This is a genomic window from Amorphus sp. MBR-141 (assembly GCF_053628695.1).
Genome location: NZ_JBRJGW010000039.1, coordinates 1 through 20,174, shown reverse-complemented (window position 1 = coordinate 20,174; position 20,174 = coordinate 1). Strand labels below are relative to the sequence as shown.

General features: G+C 64.2%; 20 protein-coding genes, 1 tRNA gene and 1 pseudogene. 15 read left to right on the top strand and 7 right to left on the bottom strand.

Annotation, left to right across the window (positions count from 1 at the left end):
• A partial coding sequence (locus tag ACSSVZ_RS26410; RefSeq protein ID WP_453973851.1) for a hypothetical protein occupies positions 1-189 on the top strand: 189 nt, incomplete at its 5' end.
• A gap of 49 nt (positions 190-238) precedes the next feature.
• Here ACSSVZ_RS26410 and ACSSVZ_RS26405 read toward each other — a convergent pair.
• Positions 239-2,827, bottom strand: coding sequence for a bifunctional diguanylate cyclase/phosphodiesterase (locus ACSSVZ_RS26405; protein WP_453973850.1), 2,589 nt, complete (start codon positions 2,825-2,827; stop codon positions 239-241).
• Positions 2,828-3,507: 680 nt separating this feature from the next.
• On the bottom strand, positions 3,508-3,756 hold the full coding sequence (locus tag ACSSVZ_RS26400) for a hypothetical protein (RefSeq protein WP_453973849.1): 249 nt from the start codon (positions 3,754-3,756) through the stop codon (positions 3,508-3,510).
• A 57-nt stretch (positions 3,757-3,813) separates the two neighbouring features.
• Here ACSSVZ_RS26400 and ACSSVZ_RS26395 point away from each other — a divergent pair, with 57 nt between their 5' ends.
• From ACSSVZ_RS26395 to ACSSVZ_RS26365, 7 genes and pseudogenes are all read left to right on the top strand, one after another.
• On the top strand, positions 3,814-4,014 hold the full coding sequence (locus ACSSVZ_RS26395) for a hypothetical protein (protein WP_453973848.1): 201 nt from the start codon (positions 3,814-3,816) through the stop codon (positions 4,012-4,014).
• Positions 4,015-4,323: 309 nt separating this feature from the next.
• Positions 4,324-4,554, top strand: a complete 231-nt coding sequence (locus ACSSVZ_RS26390) for a helix-turn-helix transcriptional regulator (protein WP_453973847.1) — start codon at positions 4,324-4,326, stop codon at positions 4,552-4,554.
• 108 nt (positions 4,555-4,662) lie between these two features.
• Positions 4,663-4,827, top strand: a pseudogene (locus tag ACSSVZ_RS26385) (JAB domain-containing protein); the annotation flags it as partial.
• 135 nt (positions 4,828-4,962) lie between these two features.
• Positions 4,963-6,495 (top strand): circularly permuted type 2 ATP-grasp protein, encoded by a 1,533-nt coding sequence (locus tag ACSSVZ_RS26380; protein WP_453973846.1) that lies wholly within the window; start codon positions 4,963-4,965, stop codon positions 6,493-6,495.
• A 20-nt stretch (positions 6,496-6,515) separates the two neighbouring features.
• Positions 6,516-7,463 carry an alpha-E domain-containing protein gene (locus ACSSVZ_RS26375; protein ID WP_453973845.1) on the top strand — a complete coding sequence of 316 codons (948 nt, stop codon included), beginning with the start codon at positions 6,516-6,518 and terminating at the stop codon, positions 7,461-7,463.
• 10 nt (positions 7,464-7,473) lie between these two features.
• Positions 7,474-8,304, top strand: coding sequence for a transglutaminase family protein (locus ACSSVZ_RS26370; RefSeq protein WP_453973844.1), 831 nt, complete (start codon positions 7,474-7,476; stop codon positions 8,302-8,304).
• Positions 8,305-8,538: 234 nt separating this feature from the next.
• Entirely contained in the window at positions 8,539-9,306 is a 768-nt protein-coding gene (locus tag ACSSVZ_RS26365) for a peptidase (RefSeq protein WP_453973852.1), read from the top strand.
• A 1-nt stretch (position 9,307) separates the two neighbouring features.
• Here ACSSVZ_RS26365 and ACSSVZ_RS26360 read toward each other — a convergent pair whose 3' ends face one another.
• From ACSSVZ_RS26360 to hemH, 3 genes are all read right to left on the bottom strand, one after another.
• A complete protein-coding gene (locus ACSSVZ_RS26360; protein WP_453973843.1) occupies positions 9,308-9,784 on the bottom strand; it encodes an NfeD family protein in 477 nt (158 codons plus the stop codon).
• Positions 9,781-10,791 (bottom strand): SPFH domain-containing protein, encoded by a 1,011-nt coding sequence (locus tag ACSSVZ_RS26355; RefSeq protein WP_453973842.1) that lies wholly within the window; start codon positions 10,789-10,791, stop codon positions 9,781-9,783. The genes ACSSVZ_RS26360 and ACSSVZ_RS26355 overlap by 4 nt, the downstream gene beginning before the upstream one ends.
• A gap of 143 nt (positions 10,792-10,934) precedes the next feature.
• The gene (gene hemH / locus ACSSVZ_RS26350) at positions 10,935-11,996 is read right to left on the bottom strand and encodes a ferrochelatase (RefSeq protein ID WP_453973841.1); all 1,062 of its coding nucleotides are present in this window, start codon (positions 11,994-11,996) and stop codon (positions 10,935-10,937) included.
• A gap of 319 nt (positions 11,997-12,315) precedes the next feature.
• Here hemH and ACSSVZ_RS26345 point away from each other — a divergent pair, with 319 nt between their 5' ends.
• Complete coding sequence (locus ACSSVZ_RS26345) at positions 12,316-13,734, top strand: bifunctional metallophosphatase/5'-nucleotidase (RefSeq protein ID WP_453973840.1); 1,419 nt, start codon at positions 12,316-12,318, stop codon at positions 13,732-13,734.
• Between the two features lie 5 nt (positions 13,735-13,739).
• On the opposite strand, the gene ACSSVZ_RS26340 is transcribed toward ACSSVZ_RS26345, so the two are convergent.
• Complete coding sequence (locus ACSSVZ_RS26340) at positions 13,740-14,240, bottom strand: NUDIX domain-containing protein (RefSeq protein WP_453973839.1); 501 nt, start codon at positions 14,238-14,240, stop codon at positions 13,740-13,742.
• A gap of 177 nt (positions 14,241-14,417) precedes the next feature.
• Here ACSSVZ_RS26340 and ACSSVZ_RS26335 point away from each other — a divergent pair, with 177 nt between their 5' ends.
• The 3 genes from ACSSVZ_RS26335 to ACSSVZ_RS26325 are packed head-to-tail and all read left to right on the top strand — an operon-like array spanning position 14,418 to position 16,414.
• A complete protein-coding gene (locus tag ACSSVZ_RS26335; protein WP_453973837.1) occupies positions 14,418-14,957 on the top strand; it encodes a cupin domain-containing protein in 540 nt (179 codons plus the stop codon).
• Positions 14,954-15,928, top strand: a complete 975-nt coding sequence (locus tag ACSSVZ_RS26330; RefSeq protein WP_453973836.1) for a metallophosphoesterase family protein — start codon at positions 14,954-14,956, stop codon at positions 15,926-15,928. The genes ACSSVZ_RS26335 and ACSSVZ_RS26330 overlap by 4 nt, the downstream gene beginning before the upstream one ends.
• 3 nt (positions 15,929-15,931) lie before the next feature.
• Complete coding sequence (locus tag ACSSVZ_RS26325) at positions 15,932-16,414, top strand: YbaK/EbsC family protein (RefSeq protein ID WP_453973835.1); 483 nt, start codon at positions 15,932-15,934, stop codon at positions 16,412-16,414.
• 15 nt (positions 16,415-16,429) lie between these two features.
• Here the strand turns inward: ACSSVZ_RS26325 and sciP are convergent, their stop codons facing one another.
• Positions 16,430-16,705, bottom strand: coding sequence for a CtrA inhibitor SciP (sciP, locus tag ACSSVZ_RS26320; RefSeq protein WP_453957848.1), 276 nt, complete (start codon positions 16,703-16,705; stop codon positions 16,430-16,432).
• 548 nt (positions 16,706-17,253) lie between these two features.
• On the opposite strand from sciP, the gene mnmA reads away from it, so the two are divergent.
• The 3 genes from mnmA (at position 17,254) to ACSSVZ_RS26305 (ending at position 19,862) form a co-directional block, all read left to right on the top strand.
• Positions 17,254-18,432, top strand: a complete 1,179-nt coding sequence (gene mnmA / locus ACSSVZ_RS26315) for a tRNA 2-thiouridine(34) synthase MnmA (RefSeq protein ID WP_453973834.1) — start codon at positions 17,254-17,256, stop codon at positions 18,430-18,432.
• Between the two features lie 74 nt (positions 18,433-18,506).
• Entirely contained in the window at positions 18,507-19,199 is a 693-nt protein-coding gene (locus ACSSVZ_RS26310; RefSeq protein WP_453973833.1) for a class I SAM-dependent methyltransferase, read from the top strand.
• A 586-nt stretch (positions 19,200-19,785) separates the two neighbouring features.
• Positions 19,786-19,862 (top strand) — tRNA-Met (locus tag ACSSVZ_RS26305).
• The last annotated feature ends 312 nt before the right edge of the window (positions 19,863-20,174 follow it).

Genomic DNA, 20,174 nt, shown 5'->3' with positions numbered 1-20,174 from the left:
ATGTTGCAGAAGGGAAATAGGTGGACGACTTTTACGCCGCCCGAAGCGAGACTATCCCGCCGCTACCGTGGTCGAATTTTGCACCGCCGCTTTCACCGTTTAACCGCCTCGGACAATCTCAAGGCGAAATATCGAGGCTTCGATATGAAGATTCCTGAACGCAAAGCAAGCGGAAAAAGTTTCCGGTGAACGCGGTATCGCGTCTCCAGTGCGCCAGACCGGCGCCGACCGAGATGTGCTATTGGCCGGCGAAGTGTGCAGTCGAAGGCACGACCGGATTACCGGCTGCTTCGTCTGTCAGGCGTTCGATGAAGGCGGCCGGGGACATCGGCTTGCCGAAATAATAGCCCTGTCCGTACTGGCACCCGTTCTCTGCCAGCCAGGCGGCCTGCTCACCGGTTTCGATCCCCTCGGCGACGATCGACCAATCCATCTCCCGCGCAACGGAGATAACACTTTGGACGATCAGTTCCGAACCGCGATCGTCGAGGCTGTCCGTAAACTCCCGGTCGATCTTGAGACCAGTGTGAGGCAATGCCCGCAGCTGCGACAGTGTTGCGTACCCGGTTCCGAAGTCATCGATCTCCACCCCGAAGCCTGACGCAATGAGCTGGTCCAGCTGGTGCCGGACCACATCGGTCGCCATGGACGCGGACGACTCCGTCACTTCAACCACAAGCCGTGTCGGCGAAACGTCGTGCGTTTGCATCACGCGCAGCAGCTCGTTGGCAAAGTCGCTGTTTTCGAGTTCGACCACCGAGACGTTGAAGGACAGGCGCAGGCCTTCGAAGCCCTGTCGTGCCCAGTCCGCTGCAATAGAAGCCGCCTGATTGGCAGCGAGGCGGCCCAGGCCGACGATCACGCCGCTGTGCTCGGCCAATGGGATGAACACATCCGGAGGTATCGAGCCGAGCGCTGGATGCGTCCAACGCATCAACAGCTCTGCGCCGATTGTCCTTTGATCCGCGAGCGAGACCTGCGGCTGCAACATGAAGTGGAACTGTTGTTCCACGAGAGCGACCGCGAAGTCGTCAGTAAGCCGTTCCCGGTCAAGCGCCTTGCGTACCAGGTCCGAACTGTAGCGCAGAACATATGTCCCGCGTTGCGACCGGGCCGCAGCGACCGCCGCCTCGGCCCGGCTCAGATCTTCGTCGGCATCGCCGGTGAGTTCGTCGCCGGAGAGATAGCCGAGCGTGATGCGGACAGGTCGATGGGTCTGTCGCTCGATGTGGTATTCGAGTTGCCGGTGGATGCGGAGGATGGCGGCTTCTGCAGCGTCGGCCCCGCCGTGCGATGTGTCACCCCAGATTGCGAACCGGTCACCGGCGAGACGGCCTGCGCAGGCGACGTCAGGCTGGTTGCGGAGAAAGTTCGCGACCTCGCGCAGGATCCCGTCAGCAGCGGCGCGACCGAGTAATTCGTTCAGGATCCGGAACCGCTCGATGTCGAGGACACCGATCCAGGCACTTTGGGAGCGAGCGTAAGCGGAGGCGTAAGCCGCGATAAGGCCCGGTCGGTTGAGCAGGCCGGTGAGGTCGTCGGTTCGGATGCGCGTATCGTAGTCGCGCAGCTGAGCTTCCAGTGCAGCGCTCTGATCCTGGATGGCCAGAAAATGGGTCAGTTGGCCCATTTGATCGAGCAGAGGCGATAGCCCGACATGTACCGCCGTGAAATATCCGTCCCTTCGGCGAAGCTTCAGTATGCCGGTCCAGGCCGCCCCACGTCGGATGGTTCGCCAGACGTCGATGAAGAACGACCGGGGTGCCGTTCCGATGAGAAACCGACTGACGGGGCGCCCCAGCAGCTCGGAGCGGTCGTAGCCGGTTACACGGCATGCGCTTTCATTCACCCAGACAAGCTTCAGACGATCGTCTGCGATCGCGATTGCGCCGGACGCTTGATCAAGCGCCGTGGACAGGAGTTCCGCTCTTTCCGCATTCACCTTGCTTCGGCCTGCGCTGAGGCGGAGCAGAACGAAGGCGCCGAGCAGGATCGCGGCGAGGATTAGGCCCATCAGCGCTTTCTCGATGGAGTTCGCACGCCATGGCATGAGCGCCGCATCTATCGGCCGTGTAATCGCACCGGATAGACCGAGTGGGCCGAGCTCCTGGCAAGCGAACAGGTGCTGGCGATCCGCGATGTCGATCCGCTCCACCTCATACCCCCGGGCCGCATCCGTGCAGGACGCCAGCTGGTCGGATGGCACGATATGATGAGCACTGCCGAATACACGGCGCCCATCGTCCGTGAATACCGAAATCCGCGTCGATCCATCGTGGACGCTGGCCGTGAGCAACTCGGTGATGGACGTAAAGTCCAAAAGGCCAACCAGCACGCCTTGAAGCCCGCCCTGATCATCGTGCCAGGGAGCCGAAACGGCAACGAATTGCCGTCCTTCGGCATGACCCAAACGACCAATATGAGGCTCGGATATGTAAATGCCGGTTCCCCCGCCCTCGACAACCGCGCGAAAATAACTTCGGTCGGACAGGTCCACACGCTCGACCTCCGGGGTCCGGAAGGTCGCATAAGCCATACCGGTCGGCTCGATGATGAACATCGAAAGAAGCGATCTGTCGTCGCCGGCCAGATTCTTCAGCAGGCTATGGGCCTGGCGTTTGGCGAAGAGCGTATCGCCGTTGGGCAACTGATGATCCAGCGTTTCGAGCTTCGACTTGAGTGAGGCGATGCGCTCGAAGACGTAGCGGGAGCCGACCGCCAGATCCGAAATCAGACGCTGTTCGGCATTTCTCAGCAGATTCTGCCGAGACGTCCAGATGTTCTGAGCAAGGACACCCGCAAGCAGGGCCAGGGCGAGCAGCCACACCGTTACTGCACGTAGGGGAATTTTTCGGCGTAGCCTGGACTGCTGTTTATGGCCGCGAGGCCTTTTCATCGAACGAATTCCTATTCAGGCCCCTGCGCCATCACTCATCCAGGCATGCGGTTTGACCTGCACAGCACGGACAGCCCGCTCAAAAAGGGCGCAGTGCGACTTCAGCAGAATGGGGCTATTTCGTGCGCGTCTGAACGCGATAAATCAGCGTCGCACACAAGATGCTTTGCGAAAAGCAATTGCGAGCCGTGTCGGTCGACAGCGTTCCACTCGTCCGAAACCAACAGACAGGCCGCCAAAAGCGACGATAGGGGCGGTTTAAACTATAAGAAATATTGCGCCGCAATATACAATCTTGGCGTATGGGCGCATTTCTGATCTGCACACAGTGCATTGCTGAAGCGCGGACCAGTTTGCGACAAGCGATGAAGGAGAGGATCGCGCCGTACGCCGAGCGTCCGCGCGATCACGACGTCGGGCATTCCGGATTTCCGAAGTGCGCGGGCCGCGGACTTTGCGCGTGGCCGGCGCGTCGACATCATAGGGGGCTTGGCCGCCCGGCCGTTCAGGCTCGGAAGCGCCGAGGTCACGGGTGTCCATCACGAGCGGCATCGAAAAATAGAGTGGAGAGAAGCTGTGCTAATCGCACACCGGAGTCGTCGATTACGCCCTCAGCCAGGACGATGTTCTTTCATCGCATCCAGCGCAGACGCTAAGGCTCGCCTGAGAAGTTCATCGTCGCCGCAGTCGGAGAGCCTGTTCCCAAGTTCGGCATAAAGGCCGTACCAGGTTAGCGACCCGTGGTCGTCGCGGAACAGCTGGAACATTGTTTCGGTTAGCACAAGGCAACCAAGCATTTTTTCATCGTCGGCGTATGCTTGCTGAGCCTGCGAAAGCAGACATTTCATCCGATTGTCCATCCGAATCACTCCATTTCAAACGCTACGTCCGGATAGCCAACCTGGATCTGTCTTGTCGTGCACGCCACCGACGATGGCTTCATCGAAATTGTCGTCGCTGAATTGTTCCTTCGGCTTTCGACCAGAGAGCTGGCTGTAAATCTCCGGTCGACAGCGAGCGCCAAGTCCGCAGCGCGCCCAGACAACAGCCGGCAGATGTCGTGGCAAGGAATTGATCCGGGCTGGAAAGTGATCCGACTCGCGCATCGTTGGGATTGATTGGTCCGGGTCGTGGCCACTGTCCCTAATTTGTCCCTATCACGCAAAAACGCCCCAGCCATCGACCGGGGCGTTTTTATAAGACTCTGAATTTGCTTCAGAAAATTGGTTGCGGGGGTAGGATTTGAACCTACGACCTTCAGGTTATGAGCTTTGAAACACATTAAATTTTCGGCACCCGAAAATGCTGTAATTCGCCATTTGCCGCCGTTTACCTGTCTTTCCACTACCCCGCCCTTCAACCTCTTCCATGATCTTCTGGGACTGTCATCCTGGGTCAATGCCCTACAGTGTTCGGGAGTGGCTACGATGGAAGATCGGAGATATCTAACAGCGAAAGAGGTCGCGGAGCGCTATCGCAAAGAAATCAGTGTAGGGACACTTCGCAACTGGCGCGCAATGCGCATCGGTCCAACGTTCGTAAAGATTGGCAAGGCGGTACTGTATCCTGTTCAAGAGCTCGACGAATGGGATAGAGAGAACCTCGTGATCTGCCGTGCCTCTCGACGCTTGGACGTGACAGACGAAAACGAACAGTGATGATCACGATCAAGCATTCAATGCCGCTCCCAAACACCGGCCCCAACCCACTACACGACTTCGCAATTACTTCGGTATTTCAACCTAATAGGTATATTTGCTAGGCAGGTCCACAACCATCCGTCGGGCGATCCCACGCCATCGCGCGCCGACATCCAGATGACCCGGCAGATCATCGAAAGCGCGGCGCCACTCGGCATCACCGTCCACGACCACATCATCGTCGGCCGGCAGGGGCACGCCAGCTTCCGGGCGTTGCGCTTGCTGGACTGACCCACGGCTCTTTCCTGCCCATCATTTGGGCAGCCTTGGTGCGAGCGGGCTCCTGCACACTCTTTCACCAGACGGGTTGCGTTGGAGGATGCCGACAGATTTAATCGTCGAGTGGAATTTCGGCTCGGAGACTGCATGGCGATCCCCTTCGACGAGATGACGATTGCCGGTGACGGGTGCCGCCCGGCCTATGAACTGGTCAAGGCCTGGCTCGACAACAACGACCTGGAAAGCCTGCGGCACCGGTCCCAGGAGGCAGAGCTACTTTTCCGGCGGATCGGCATCACCTTCTCCGTCTATGGGCAGGCCGAGGCCGAAGAGCGCATCATCCCCTTCGATGTCGTCCCCCGCGTGCTCACCACTGGTGAATGGCAGCGGCTGTCGCAGGGACTGACCCAGCGCGTGCGTGGACTGAATGCGTTCCTCGCCGACATCTACGGTCCCGCCGCGATCATCAAAGCCGGCATCGTGCCCGCCGACCTCATTTACCAGAATCCCTATTTCCGTCCCGAAATGATCGGCATCAAGGTGCCGCGATCGATCTACGTCCCGATCTCCGGCATCGACATCGTGCGGGTCGACGCAGAAACGTTCTACGTGCTCGAGGACAATGCGCGCACACCTTCCGGGGTCTCCTACATGCTGGAGAACCGGGAGGTGATGATGCGGCTCTTCCCGGACCTGTTCTCGGAACATCGGATTGCGCCCGTCGAGAACTATCCGGACGAACTGCTGCTGACGCTGCAGTCGCTCGCGCCCGAGTCCGCCCCCGGCGATCCCACCGTCGTGCTGCTGACCCCCGGCCAGTACAACAGCGCCTACTACGAGCACTCCTTCCTGGCCGACCGCCTCGGCGTGGAACTGGTGGAAGGGCGCGACCTTTATGTGCGCGATTCCATCGTCTACATGCGCACGACCCAGGGGCCGAAACGGGTCGACGTCATCTACCGCCGGCTCGATGACGAATTCCTCGACCCCCTCGCCTTCCGACCGGATTCGGCGTTGGGCGTTCCCGGCCTGATGACGGCCTACCGGGCGGGAAACGTGACGCTCGCTAATGCGGTCGGAACCGGCGTCGCCGACGACAAGGCGATCTACACCTACATGCCCGACATCGTGCGCTTCTATCTCGGCGAAGAGCCGATCCTGAAGAACGTGCCGACCTGGCGTTGCCGCGAACCGGAAGCGCTCTCCTACGTCCTCGACCATCTTCCCGAACTCGTCGTCAAGGAGGTTTCCGGATCCGGCGGCTACGGCATGCTGGTCGGCCCGGCCGCGGACAAGGAGACGATCGAGACCTTCCGAGCCAAGCTGAAGGCCAAGCCGGAGGATTTCATCGCCCAGCCGACGCTTGCGCTGTCGACCTGCCCGACTTTCGTCGGATCTGGGGTGGCCCCCCGCCATGTGGACCTGAGGCCGTTCGTGCTCACTGGTGCGGACCAGGTCCGCATCGTGCCCGGTGGGCTGACGCGCGTGGCGCTGCGCGAAGGATCCCTTGTGGTCAACTCGAGCCAGGGCGGCGGCACCAAGGACACCTGGGTCCTGGACGATCCAACCTCTGCGGATTCGCCTCCGGGAACGCCGTCGAGCACCGCGGAGGTGACGTCCGTGGAGCCGAGCGAGAGCGACGAGGTCCGATCCCAGAGTCAAAGCCAGAGCCAGAGCTGACAGGAACGAGCACGGCACACATGCTACTCGCACGCACCGCAGACACTCTCTTCTGGCTTGCCCGTTACGTCGAGCGCGCCGAGAACACCGCCCGCATCCTGGATGCGGCGGCGCGGCTCTCGTCGCTGCCAGCCGGCTATGGAGGCAGTTCCAACGAATGGACCTCCGCCGTCGCCGCCACAGGCGGGCTGGAGCTGTTCAAGGAGCTCTACGGGGACGACGAGAGCCACCATGCAGTGATCGATTTCCTGGCGTTTTCGCCGGCGAACCCATCCAGCATCCGCAACTGCATCGAGATCGCGCGCTCCAACGCGCGCGCCGTGCGCACCGCGCTGACGGCGGAGATGTGGGATTCCATCAACAGCGCCTGGCTGGAGATGAAGCAGTTCCGGTCGGAAGGCCTGACGCGTCCGCGCCTCAACGAGCTGCTGAGCTTCGTCAAGGAAGCATCGCTGCGCTTCGACGGCAGCGCCTATCGCACCATGCTGCGCAACGACGCCTACTACTTCATGCGGCTGGGCAGCTTCATCGAGCGGGCCGACGCGACTGCGCGCATCCTCGATGTGAAGTATCATCTGCTGCTGCCGGAGGGCGAACGCGTCGGCGGCAGCCTGGACTATTTCCAGTGGTCTTCGATCCTGCGCTCGGTATCGGCGCTGACGGCCTATCACTGGGTCTATCGCCAGAATCTGCGTCCTTGGCTCGTCGCCGATCTTCTGATCCTGCGGCGCGAGATGCCCCGCTCGCTTTCGAGCTGCTGCGAGAACGTGATGCGCTTCCTGGACGAAATCGCCCGGGACTACGGCCAGCCCGGTCCCAGCCAGCGGCTCGCCCGCGGAACGTTCGCCAAGCTCCAGAACACCGACATCGATACGGTGTTCGCCGAAGGGCTGCACGAGTTCTTGCTCTCCATCATCGCGGACAACAACCGCCTGGGCGCCGCCATCGCCGACCAGTACCTGACCTGAGGCCGGCAAGATGCGCATTCGAATAAGCCACGAGACGTTCTATCGCTACGAGGTCCCGGCGAACCTGGTGATCCAGATCCTTCGGCTGACGCCGCGCGGGCATGCCGGATTGTTCGTCTCCGACTGGCGTATCGACGTCTCGTGCGACGCCCGGCTGCAGAAGAGCGAGGATCCCTTCGGCAACATCGTCCACACCTTCACCGCCGACGGGCCGATCGAGGAACTCACGGTCACCGCCGCCGGCGAGGTCGAGACGGAGGAGACACATGGCGTCATCAATGGTGCGCTCGACAGGCTGCCGCGCGGTCTTTACCTGCGCGAGACGCCGCTGACCGAGCCGACGCCCGCGATCAAGGAGTTTGCGCGCGATCTGGCCACCGACAGCGACGGGACGCCGCTCGATTTCCTGCACAAGTTGAACCATGCGGTGCATGAGAAGATCCGCTTCGACACCGGCGCCACGAACGTCACCACCCCGGCAAGCGCCGCGTTCGAGGAGGGTCACGGCGTCTGTCAGGATCTGGCACACGTCTTCTTGTCCGCCGCCCGCAGCCTTGGCTATCCGAGCCGCTATGTCGGTGGATATCTGTGCCGCACGGATGGGGTCGTCCAGCAGGATGCCGGCCACGCCTGGGTCGAAATTCACGTTCCGGATCTCGGTTGGGTCGGCTTCGATCCCGCCCATGGGATTGCCGCAACGGAAGCCCACGTCCGTGTGGCAACCGGGCTCGACTATCTCGGGGCAGCTCCCTTCCGCGGCACGCGATATGGCGGCCTGGCGGAAAGCCTGAGCGTCAATGTGAGCGTCAAGTCGCTGAGCGGCCCAGGCGGAATCATGTGAGCTTCGCGGCCTACGTAAAATCCCTCTTGATTGCGTCGCCGCGGCGCACAAACATGCCGACCGCCGTTGGCCGTCGTAGGCTCCTCTGGTCCGACCACGACCATCGCAACCGGACAAGCACACACCCGTAAGGACGCTCCTTGGCGGCCGCGCCGACCCGCGGAACGACCACAGCTCCGAATCAGATCCCGGTGATAGAGTGTGCGCCATGTGGCTGGAGCTGGGGCTTGGAACATGACGTATTGTTGCGGAATTCTGGTGCGCGGCGGCTTGGTTATGATCGCCGACACGCGGACCAATGCGGGTCTCGACAACATCGCGACCTATCGCAAGCTCCACATCTTCGAGAGCCCCGGCGATCGGATCGTGGCGCTTGCCGCAGCCGGCAACCTTGCCGTGACCCAGGCCGTTCTGAGCTTCCTCTCCGAGGGCTTGGAAGATCCCGAGACCGGTCAGGTCCAGACGATCATGGACATGCCATCCATGTTCAAGACGGCGCAGTTTGTCGGTGACGCGGTCCGCAAGGTCCGGATGATCGACGGCCCCTCGCTCGAACTCAGCGCATCGGGATTCGACGTGTCAATCCTCCTCGGCGGACAGATCGGCGACGGGCGCCTTCGGCTATTCATGATCTACCAGGCTGGCAACTTCATCGAGACGACGGAAGACACGCCGTATCTGCAGATTGGCGAACACAAGTACGGCAAGCCGATCCTCGACCGAGCGGTGACGTACGAAACCGAGTTGCTCGACGCCTTGAAGCTCAGCCTCATCTCGATGGATTCGACCATGCGCTCCAATCTCGGCGTCGGCCTCCCCATCGATATCCTCACCGTCCAGCGCGACGCGCTGAGGGCCGAGCGCAACATGCGCATCGAGGCCGACGAGCCCTACTTCCACAACCTGCGGGAACAGTGGTCTACGGCGCTGCGTCAGGCCCATCTGGCGATTGCCCGGCCGCCCTATCCGGCGGTCGCAGAATCTGCCGACCTCGAAGACTGAGTCACGAAGCCGCCCGTGTCTGATCGGCCGGCGACACGGGCCGAACCAGAAGCCGCGGACCATCGACCCCCGTCACCTCGACCCGGGATCCGGCCGCCGCATCGGGACCTGCCACGCGCCAGATCGTATCGCCGTGCTTCAACCGACCCTCACCATCGACGATAGCCTCGTCGATGGTGAACGTGCGTCCGACGAAGCGTTCGGCCCGACGGTTGAGAAACGCCTCTGTCACCGGTTTGTCGCCTCGCCGGGTAAGGGCGCGCCCGATCAGGACCGCCAGGCATGAGGCCGCGAGAAACAGGACGATCTGGATCTGCCAGGCGATCGACACGCTGATCGCGAGGCCGCCGACGGCGATAGCGGCAAGCCCGAACCAGAGGAAAAAGATCCCCGGAACCAGAATTTCCGCGGCAAGCAGGCACAGCCCCAGGATCAGCCACGACCACGGACCGATCGTGGCATACAGGGAGGCGATCATGACGTGGGCGGGTCGGACGGATCGCGGCTTGCGACAGGCCGTCCGGTTGCGGGAACCGCGCCGGACGGACGTCGCCGCTGCGCATCATCCCCGAAGGCCTCCTTGGCGATCTCACCGATGCCGGTGAGTGCGCCCAGGATCGAGCTCGTCTCCATCGGCAGCAGCAGCAGCTTCTGGTTCGGAGAGCGCGCAAACGCTCCGAGCGCTTTCACATACTTGTCGGCCACGAAGTAGTTGATCGCCTGCACGTCGCCGGCCGCGATTGCCTCCGACACGACGCGGGTCGCCTGCGCCTCGGCATCGGCCTCTCGCTCGCGGGCTTCGGCATCGCGGAATGCGGCTTCGCGCCGGCCCTCGGCCGACAGGATCAGCGCCTGCTTCTCGCCTTCGGCCTTGAGCACCGCGGACTGCCGCTCGCCCTCGGCCACCAGGATCGCCGCCCGCTTTTCGCGTTCCGCCTTCATCTGCCGTCCCATCGCCTCGACCAGGTCGCGCGGCGGTTCGATGTCCTTGATCTCGATCCGGGTGATCTTCACGCCCCAGGGCTCCACCGCCGCATCGACCGTCCGGAGGATGCGGACGTTGATCTCGTCGCGGTTGGACAGGAGCTCGTCTAGATCCATCGACCCCATCACCGAGCGGATGTTGGTCATGGTGACGTTGAGGATCGCCGTCTCCAGATTGGTGACCTCGTAGGCGGAGCGCGCCGCGTCGAGGATCTGGTAGAAATTCACGCCGTTCACGACCACCGTCGCGTTGTCCCGGGTGATCACCTCCTGGGAGGGAACGTCCAGCACCTGCTCCATCATGTTCAGCCGCCGGCCGATGCGATCGATGAACGGGATGATGAAGTTGAGGCCCGGTGTCAGCGTCCGCGTGTAGCGGCCGAACCGCTCGACGGTTACTTGCTGTCCCTGCGGCACCGTCTTCACGCCGGCGAAGATGACCAGGATCACGACGAGCGCGAGCACGCCGAGAACGATGTCAGGTCCAATCGAGATCGGCATGGCCGCTGTCTCCCCCACGCACGGAACCCACCGTGCGCATTCGAAGTAGGGGTTGCCGAGGAGAGTGGCAACATGGGGGCCGGATTATCCGCATGTCTCCGCCCCGATCGGCACGGTGGCGACCTGCCTCGGGCAGCCCAGGCTCAGAGCCAGCCCTGGAGTTCGCGCGCCACCACGGTTTCCAGCACCCGCATGCCCTCCGGGCTGTCGTTGAGGCAGGGGATCGCGGCAAATTTCTCGCCGCCCGCCTCGTGGAAGAACTCGGCGTTCTGGATGGCGATCTCCTCGAGCGTCTCGACACAGTCGGCGACGAAGCCGGGCGTCATGATCGCCAGCCGCTTCACGCCGCTGCGGGCGAGCTCTTTGACGGTCTCGTCGGTGTAGGGCTGCAGCCAGGGCTGACTGCCGAAGCGCGACTGGAAGGTGATGCGCAACCGGTCCTCGGACCACCCCAGCCGTTCGCGCAGCAGGCGCGCCGTCTTGTGGCAGTGGCAATGGTACGGGTCGCCCTTGAGCAGGTAGGACTGCGGCAGCCCGTGAAACGAGGCGAGCACCACTTCCGGCTCGAAGTCGAGGCTCTCGATATGCCGGGTGAGCGAGGTCGCCAGCGCGTCGATGTAGACCGGATCGTCGTGCCACGGGGCCGCCGTGCGCAGCGCCGGCTGCCAGCGCATCTTCGAGAACGCCTCGAACACCTTGTCGTTGACGGTGGCCGTGGTCGACGCGGCGTATTGGGGATAGAGCGGCACCACGAGGATCTTCTCGCAACCCTGCTCCTGGAGCGCCGCAAGACGCTCCGCGATTGGCGGCTTGCCGTAGCGCATGGCCCAGTCGACGACGATCCGGTCGTCGGTGCCAGCAAAGGCCTCGGCGAGGAGGTCCGACTGTGCCCGCGTGGTCGTCTTCAGCGGCGACTCGTTGCGCTCGCGGTTCCAGATCGCCTCGTAGGCCTCGCCCGACTTGCTCGGTCGCCTCGTCAGGATGATCAGATTGAGGATCGGCCACCAGATGAGCCGAGGCACCTCGATGACGCGCTTGTCCGAGAGGAATTCCTTGAGGTAGCGCCGCATCGACCAGTAGTCGGTCGCCTCCGGCGTGCCGAGATTGACGATCAGCACGCCGACCCGACCGAACCGGACCGGCGAATGATCGGCCGGCAGGACGGTCGCAACTTGTGGACGGCGGAATTCGGACTGGTCGTTCATGACGCCTCGACAGGTCTGGGGGCCGCGCGGAGAGCGCGGTCATCTTCCGTAGACGGTTCTAATGCATCTTGCCCCCCCGTCCACCGCGACCAGCCCGTGGCCCATCGGCGCGATACCGGCAAGCGGCGCCGTTGCGGCTCGCGTCCGGCGGCCAACGGTGGCACTGTTGCAGGACTTGCACCGGACGGGCGGCGATCGATCGGGGACAGTCATGGGGGCGTCGAGCCTGTTGGCGATTTTGCGGACCGGCATGGGCTGGGGTCTGGCGGGAATCCTGCTCGCAGCCGCGCCCCCTGCCGTTGCCGAGCCCGCTGGAGGCTTGTCGCTCGTCGTTGTCAACGACATCGACCAGATGACGAGCGAGACCAGCCGCGGCGGCCTCGACAGGGTGGCCGCGGTGATCGCGGGCGAACGCGCCTCGAAAGAGAACGTCCTGGTCGTTCATGCCGGCGATGCGCTGTCGCCGTCGATCATGTCGAGCATCGACCGCGGCGCGCACATGGTCGATCTGCTGAACCGGATTGGCCTCGACATCTTCGTGCCCGGCAACCACGAGTTCGACTTTGGCAAGGAGGTCTTCCTGGAGCGGATGGCCGCGCTTGACGCGACGAAGCTCGCCGCCAACCTGCGCGACCCCGAGGGCGCACCGATCGGCGGGTTCGAAGATCACGTGATCCGCGAGATCTCCGGCGTCAAAGTGGGCATCCTCGGTGTCATCGGCGACCGGGCGCGCATCGTGTCCACCACCGGCGATCTTGTTCTCTCTCCGACCATCCAAACCGCATTCGAAGAGGCCCGCTTCCTGCGCAGCGAGGGAGCCGAGTTCATCGTGGCCGTCGTGCACGACAACATTTCCCGCGACCTTCTGCTTGCCCGCTCGGGCGCCTTCGACGTGGTGGTCTCGGGCGACGACCACGTGCTGACGGTCACCTACGACGGCCGCTCCGCGCTGGTGGAATCGCGCGAACAGGGCGAGTTGATCGCCATCGTGGACGTGACATTCGACGTGGGCGAGCGCAACGGCAGCCGCACCGTCTCCTGGGAGCCGTCCTTCCGGATCGTCGACACCGCCTCGGTGGCACCGGACCCGGCCATCTCGGAGCAGGTGCAGACCTATCTGGCGAGCCTCGATGCGGCACTGGACGAGCCGATCTGCACGCTTCAGGCGGAGCTCGACAGCCGGCGCGCGACCGTCAGGACCCGGGAATCTGCGTTCGGCAACATCGTGGCCGACGCGCTCCTGGCGGCGACGGACGCCGACGTCGCGATCACCAACGGCGGCAGCATCCGCGGCGACCGGGTCTATCCGTCGGGCACGCCGTTCACGCGCCGCAACCTGATGACCGAGCTGCCGTTCGCCAACACCGTCGTGCTGGTCGAAATCACCGGCACCGACCTCGTGCGCGCGCTGGAGAACGGCTTATCGCTCGTCGACAGCGGCTCGGGGCGCTTTCCGCAGATCGCCGGCATGGACATCGAGGTGGATCTGGCCCGCGCTTCCGGCTCGCGGGTGGCGTCGGTCACCATCGCCGGCGAACCGCTCGAGCCCGGCCGGCTCTACAGGCTGGCGACAAACGATTTTCTCGCCCGGGGCGGCGACGGCTACTCGGCGTTGCGCAGCTCGGAGATCATCATCGATGCCCGCGACGGCGACCTGCTGGTGAACGTGGTGGCCGACTACCTGAAGGGCCGGCCCCGCTTCGCTCCGGCGACCGACGGACGCATCAAACTGCTCTGACGCCGCTACCAGACGGTTGCCGGCGCCGCGCCGCCGAGGACCTCGTCGAGCCGCCGCCGGGTCGCCGATGTCGTCGTCGCCGGCAGACGGTCGACGGGGAAGAACCCGGCCTCGAGGATTTCCGCATTCGGCACACGCGCCGGCGCCGGCTGATGTGCGTCGCGTGTGACGAACAGCAGGACGTGGTCGCGCCGGTCGAGCGCTTCGTTGAAGTAGACGCCGAACAGCCGCGCAGGCGATCCGAGCTCCAGGTTACCCTCCTCCCGCAGTTCGCGGGCCACCGCATCGTGCGCCGATTCACCTGGATCGACGCCCCCGCCGGGCAGATGGAACCCCGGCAGGTAGCTGTGGCGGACGAGAAAGACCTCGTCTGCGGCCGTCAGCACCAGGCCCTTCACGCCGAGGGAGACCCCGGTACGGAATCGGTGACGCAACCTGAGGATCGTCCGGCCGGCGAGCGCGTGAAGCCGGTGGCGCAGCACGGCCGACGGGCCGGGCTCGGGCATTTCCCTCCTTCCCGACGGACGGAGGCCCCCGGACGTCGGCAGACCGACGTTCTTCATGGTCATGAGCGGCACTCCGATCCGCAGATCGTCACGAACAGTCGCAGCGTATCGCCGCCAGACCTGACAATCCGTCCTTTGATTCCGCTTCCGCTGCAGCATGCTCGACTTGAAGACCGAATGACCGGTACCTTCCCTGTCCGTGCAGGCGGTCTTCCCGGAACCGCCGCGCCCGTCGACGGGTTCAACGGACGGACCGCCGTCCGAAGCAGACCATATCGCCCGGACTTGAGGAGTCACGTCTTGAAGACTTGGCCAATCGCTCTCGCGCTTGTCATTCTGTCCACATCCAACGCTTCGGCCGAGTCGGTGGTCGTCGACACAATCCTCCGGACTACAGAGACCTCATCGGGCAAGCCCATCACGGTGCCGACGCACCCCGAGCTGGTCGTCAGCACGTTCGAAATCGGCCCGCACACGCGCCTTGCCCTCCACAAGCACCCGTACGCGCGATACGCCTACGTGCTCGATGGCGCCATCACGGTCGAGGTCCAAGGCGGTGACCGACATCGCTACGTGGCGGGCGACGTCATTGTCGAGGTGATCGATGAGTGGCACGTCGGAATTACGGGAGAGGAAGCGGTGAAACTGCTGGTGATCGACCAGGCCCCATCCGGGAAGTCCAACACCGTCCTGTGGGACGGAGAGACGCCGAAGTGACGCCTGCCGTGTCCTCTGTCTACACCCTCGCCCACCTCTCCGACCCTCATCTCGGGCCGTTACCCCAGCCGCGGCTTCGTGAACTCGCCTCCAAACGGGCGATCGGCTTCGTCAACTGGCAGCGCAACCGGGTGAAGCTCCATCTGGAGGAACCGCTCGCCCGGCTGATGGACGATCTCCTTTCCAGCACGCCGGACCACATCGCGGTCACCGGTGACCTCGTCAACCTGGCGCTGAAGGCGGAGCTTCAGCCGGCCCGTCAGTGGCTGGCGGCGCTCGGCAACCATCACGACGTTTCGGTGATCCCCGGCAACCACGATGCCTACGTGCCAGGTGCATTGAAGCGGGCCTGGAAAGCATGGTCCGACTACATGACGGACGACGAACGCCCGCTCTCGATCGCCGGAGACCGGTTTCCATTTGTCCGCCGCCGTGGACCGATCGGGATCGTCGGGACATCGAGCGCCGTCGCCACGGGGCCGTTCATGGCGACGGGGACGTTCGGTGCCATCCAGGCCCAGTTGCTGCACGACAGCCTCAAGAAGCTCGGGCATCACGGTGCGTTCCGGGTGGTGCTGATCCACCACCCACCGATCCACAACTCCACCGCCTGGCACAAGCGCCTGCTCGGCGGATCGCGCTTTCGCGCCGTCATCCGGGACGCCGGCGCCGAGCTGGTCCTGCATGGGCACACCCACAAGCGTTCGATCAACTGGATCGGCGACGTGCCGGTCATCGGCGTGCCGGCCGCCTCCAACGCGGCGCACCGCCACGGCTCGGCGTTCAACCTGTTCGAGATTTCGGGCGAGACCGGGAAATGGGACTGCGAGATGATCGAACGCGGCCTGACCGGACCGACCGAACCGGTACGCGAAATCGACCGGCGGTTTCTCTACAGAGATGGCCGGATCCAAGGCGCACCGACCACGACCGGTGCGGAAACCGCCGAAACCGACGACCCCGAGGCCTAAGCCATGAACGAGGCACTTCCAGCCAGCGCGCAACGGGTTCTGGATGCGGCAGCAGCCGCCGGCCTGAAAATCGAGGTGCGCGAAATGCCCGCGTCCACCCGAACCGCCGAAGAAGCGGCCGAAGCATGCGGGACGGGCGTGGGGCAGATTGTCAAGTCGCTGGTGTTTCGCGGTCACGACAGCGGCAGCCCCTACCTGCTTCTCGTCTCGGGTTCGAACAGGGTCGACGAGAAAGCGGTGGGGCGGCAGATCGGCGAACCGATCGAACGGCCCGATGCGCGCTACGTCCGCGAGGAGACGGGGTATGCGATCGGCGGCATTCCGCCAATCGGCCATCGGGCCGGGCTGGCGGTGTTCATCGACGCCGATCTCCTGGCATTCGATGTGGTCTGGGCCGCGGCGGGCACGCCGCAAGCCGTGTTTGCCGTCGACCCGGCGGCCCTGAAGGCCGCAACGGGTGCGACGGTTCTGGCGATGCGCAGGTAGAGCGCAGAGCGCCGGTCAAACACGGTAGGTCTGGACCTTCGTGGCACGCAGGCCCGCCAGCCCGTGACGGTCGATCAGCGAATTCCACGACAGGAATTCCTCGACCGTCAACGTGTAGCGCTCGCAGGCCTCTTCGAGTGACAGAAGTCCGCCGCGTACGGCGGCCACCACCTCCGCCTTGCGACGGATGACCCATCGCTTGGTGTTCGGCGGCGGAAGATCTGCCAGCGTCAAAGGCGTCCCGTCAGGGCCAATGACATACCGGTAACGCGGTGAAATATGTTCGGTCATTCGACTCTCGTACTCACACACACCTGACCCAACTGAGTGTCGATATGACCTGCACCTCTTTAAAAATCAGCTAAGCACCCGCTAAGGAAACGGTAACGATAACTAATACTTACTGAGTGGATCGGAGCAGGCGTCTGAAGGCGCCGCGGCGCCGCCGTGCGGACGGGCCCGGCCAGCCCGCTGCTCCGAGCGGCTTTCGACAGACCCGCACATCCGCTATGAGTTGCAAGCAAGGCTGGACAAGTTGTCCGAGCTGCGGGCTTTGCGCGGCGCGAATTGATACTTATGTGCGGGGTCTGATGACCGGAATCCGCCGGTTCCGATGTCTGGCGGCCTTGTCGGGTCGATGCCGATCATCTACCGGCGTGGGACGGGGTGATTTCCGGTGAACCGATATTGCCACACGTTGGTCGGCTGTCGAGCCGTCGCATCCGCTCCGGGCCGTTCGCACCGCACCTTGACCGTCGGGCCGGCCGGAGACGACACATTCTAGGCGCGGTCAGGACCATGGCCGTCGCAGCCTGATCGACAAATACGGGTTCGTGGACATGACGAACAGTTTGGATCTGCCCGGCCGCCCCCAGGATACCCGCATCGTGGTTGCGATGTCGGGCGGGGTCGATTCGTCGGTGGTCGCCGCATTGCTGGCCCGCGAGGGCTACGACGTCGTCGGCGTCACGCTGCAGCTTTACGACCATGGCGCAGCGACGCACCACAAGGGCGCCTGCTGCGCCGGACAGGACATCCACGACGCCCGCCGGGTCGCCGAGACCCTTGGCATCCCCCACTACGTGCTGAACTACGAGGACCGGTTTCGCGAGAGCGTGATCGAGCGCTTCGCCGATTCCTACCTGCACGGCGAAACGCCGGTGCCGTGCGTCTCGTGCAACCAGAGCGTCAAGTTCTCCGATCTGCTCGACACCGCCAAGACCCTCGATGCCGCGGCGCTGGCGACCGGCCACTACGTCGACAGCCGCGCCAACGGCGCGCACCGCGCCCTCTTCCGCCCCAAGGATGCCGATCGCGACCAGAGCTATTTCCTTTACGCCACCACCCAGGAGCAGCTCGACTATCTCCGCTTCCCACTCGGCCGGATGACCAAGCCCGAGACCCGGCGCCTTGCGGGCGAACTCGGGCTTCCCGTCGCCGATAAGGCCGACAGCCAGGACATCTGCTTCGTGCCGAGCGGCGGCTACGCCGACGTGATCGAGCGGCTGCGTCCGGGCGCGGTGATGCCGGGCGATGTCGTTCACGTCGACGGCAGGGTGATGGGACGTCATGAAGGCATCATCCGATATACGGTCGGACAGCGTCGGGGCCTCGGCCTGGCAGTCGGCGAGCCGCTTTACGTGGTCGGCCTCGACGCCGACACCCACCGGGTGATCGTCGGGCCGAAGAGCGCGCTGGAGACCCATCGGGTCTATCTGCGCGAGGTGAACTGGCTCGGGGACCAGCCGCTGGCCCAGGCCGTGCGGGATGGCATGGACGTGTACGCCAGGGTGCGCTCCACCCGGCCGCCGGTGGCAGCCCAGCTCACCGAGGAAGACGGACGGCTGGTCGTCGAACTCATGACCCCGGAATCCGGTGTCGCGCCCGGCCAGGCCTGCGTGTTCTATGAAGCGCCCGACGGGGTTTCGCGTGTGCTGGGCGGAGGCGTGATCGATCGCGCCCCCACGGCCGGTTCGCGCGGCGTCGTGGCCGCGAGCCCCATGGCCTACGTCACCTGACTTCTGGAACGGTCAGCCGCCGAGCCGGTTTCCCCTTCGTTGTTCGACCAAAAATCGCCCTGAGGACCCTACGCATGACCGATCCCGACCGCCGCCCCTTCTTCGCCCGCAGCGCCTCTCCCGTCGCCGCCGGCGCCGGAGGCCGTGAGGTCGCGATCGACGGCGACATGGTGCGCAGCGCCTACGCCCGCTGGGCACCCGTCTATACGCTTCTGGCCGCCCCCACCGCGCTCGGGCGCAAGGCTGCGGTGGCCAAGGTGAACTCCATCGGCGGGCACTTCCTGGAGGCCGGCGTCGGCACCGGCCTCGCCCTTCCCGACTACACCTCCAACGTGACCATCACCGGCGTCGACCTCTCCCACGACATGCTGGTGCGCGCGAATGAGAAGATCGAGAAAGAGCGGCTCAGGAACGTGACCGGCGTCCACGAGATGGACCTCACCAACCTCGCCTTCGCCGACGGTGCGTTCGACGGAACGGTCTGCATGTTCACCATCACCGCGGTGCCCGACGCGGCCCGTGTCATGGAAGAGCTCGCCCGCGTCGTGCGGCCCGGCGGCCACGTCGTCCTGTGCAGCCATTTCCGAGCCGAGCGTTTCCCCTGGACGGTCACCGACCGGATGCTCACGCCGTTCGCCACCCGGCTCGGCTGGAACCCGTCGATGAAGATCGATGGCGTTCTCGGCTGCGACCAGCTGGAGCTGATTTCCCGGGAGGACGCCAAGCCCGCCGGCCTGTTCGACCTCCTCACCTTCCGCAAGCACTAGAGCATTCCCCGTTCAGATCGAAGCGATCTGAACGAAGAGGAATTGCACAAGGCATCGAATCCGGCGCCCTTTCTTGTGGATCAGGTGACTCCACCTGATCGGAAAAGGCTCTGGATCACGACGTCGTCTGGTCTGCTCTCGCTGAATACACAAAACGCCATCGGTTCTCGTATCCTGGTAGCGGGATGCGCGAGCGGATAGCCGCTATCCCCCTGTCGTCACCCGCCCTTGGCGTCCTGCTCCGATCGATGCGGTCGGAACGAGCCGATGCTGGCGGCCGAACCGAAGCACGCCTGTCGCGTACCGGACCCGCCGATTCGCCGGCGCGGTCCTTTTCCCAAGCCCGATCCGCTCGATCGACCCCACCGCGCGTCGTGCAGACCGGGATCGCAATCCGGCCTTCTGCCGCGCCAGGCCGGGACCGTCCACAGGCGCGCTCCGGCGCCTTGACAAGGTGGGCCCTGATCGCCTTATTAGCGCCGCACGACCGCTGGCCATGCCGCGGTCGCGCTTCTGTCGTGACCGGACCGAATCCCTGTGCGGGCATCAGCCGACACGGACACGAAGGCCAGACCGGCGCCCTTGGGGCGGAGTAGCTCAGTTGGTTAGAGCAGCGGAATCATAATCCGCGTGTCGGGGGTTCAAGTCCCTCCTCCGCTACCACCTCTTCGCGGCCAATCTGCCGCTCTCTCCCTCACCGCCCGCTCAGTACCGCCACCGCCGGCGGCTGACATCGACGAATCGGCGGATTTCCGCTCCCAGTTCCTCGTCCGAAGCGGTTTCGGGAAGCTCGGTGGGATCGACGCACCGACATCGGCATGAGGCTGATGGCGCCGTCCTTCAGCGTGGGACTGACCCCGCCGACGCCGCTGTAGAGCGCCTGACCTGCCCCTGAGTTTTTCCTCCACCTGGAGTTAGAGTCCGGCCTCGATCGAAGGACGGACAGATGAAGCGGAAGCGATTTACGGAAGAGCA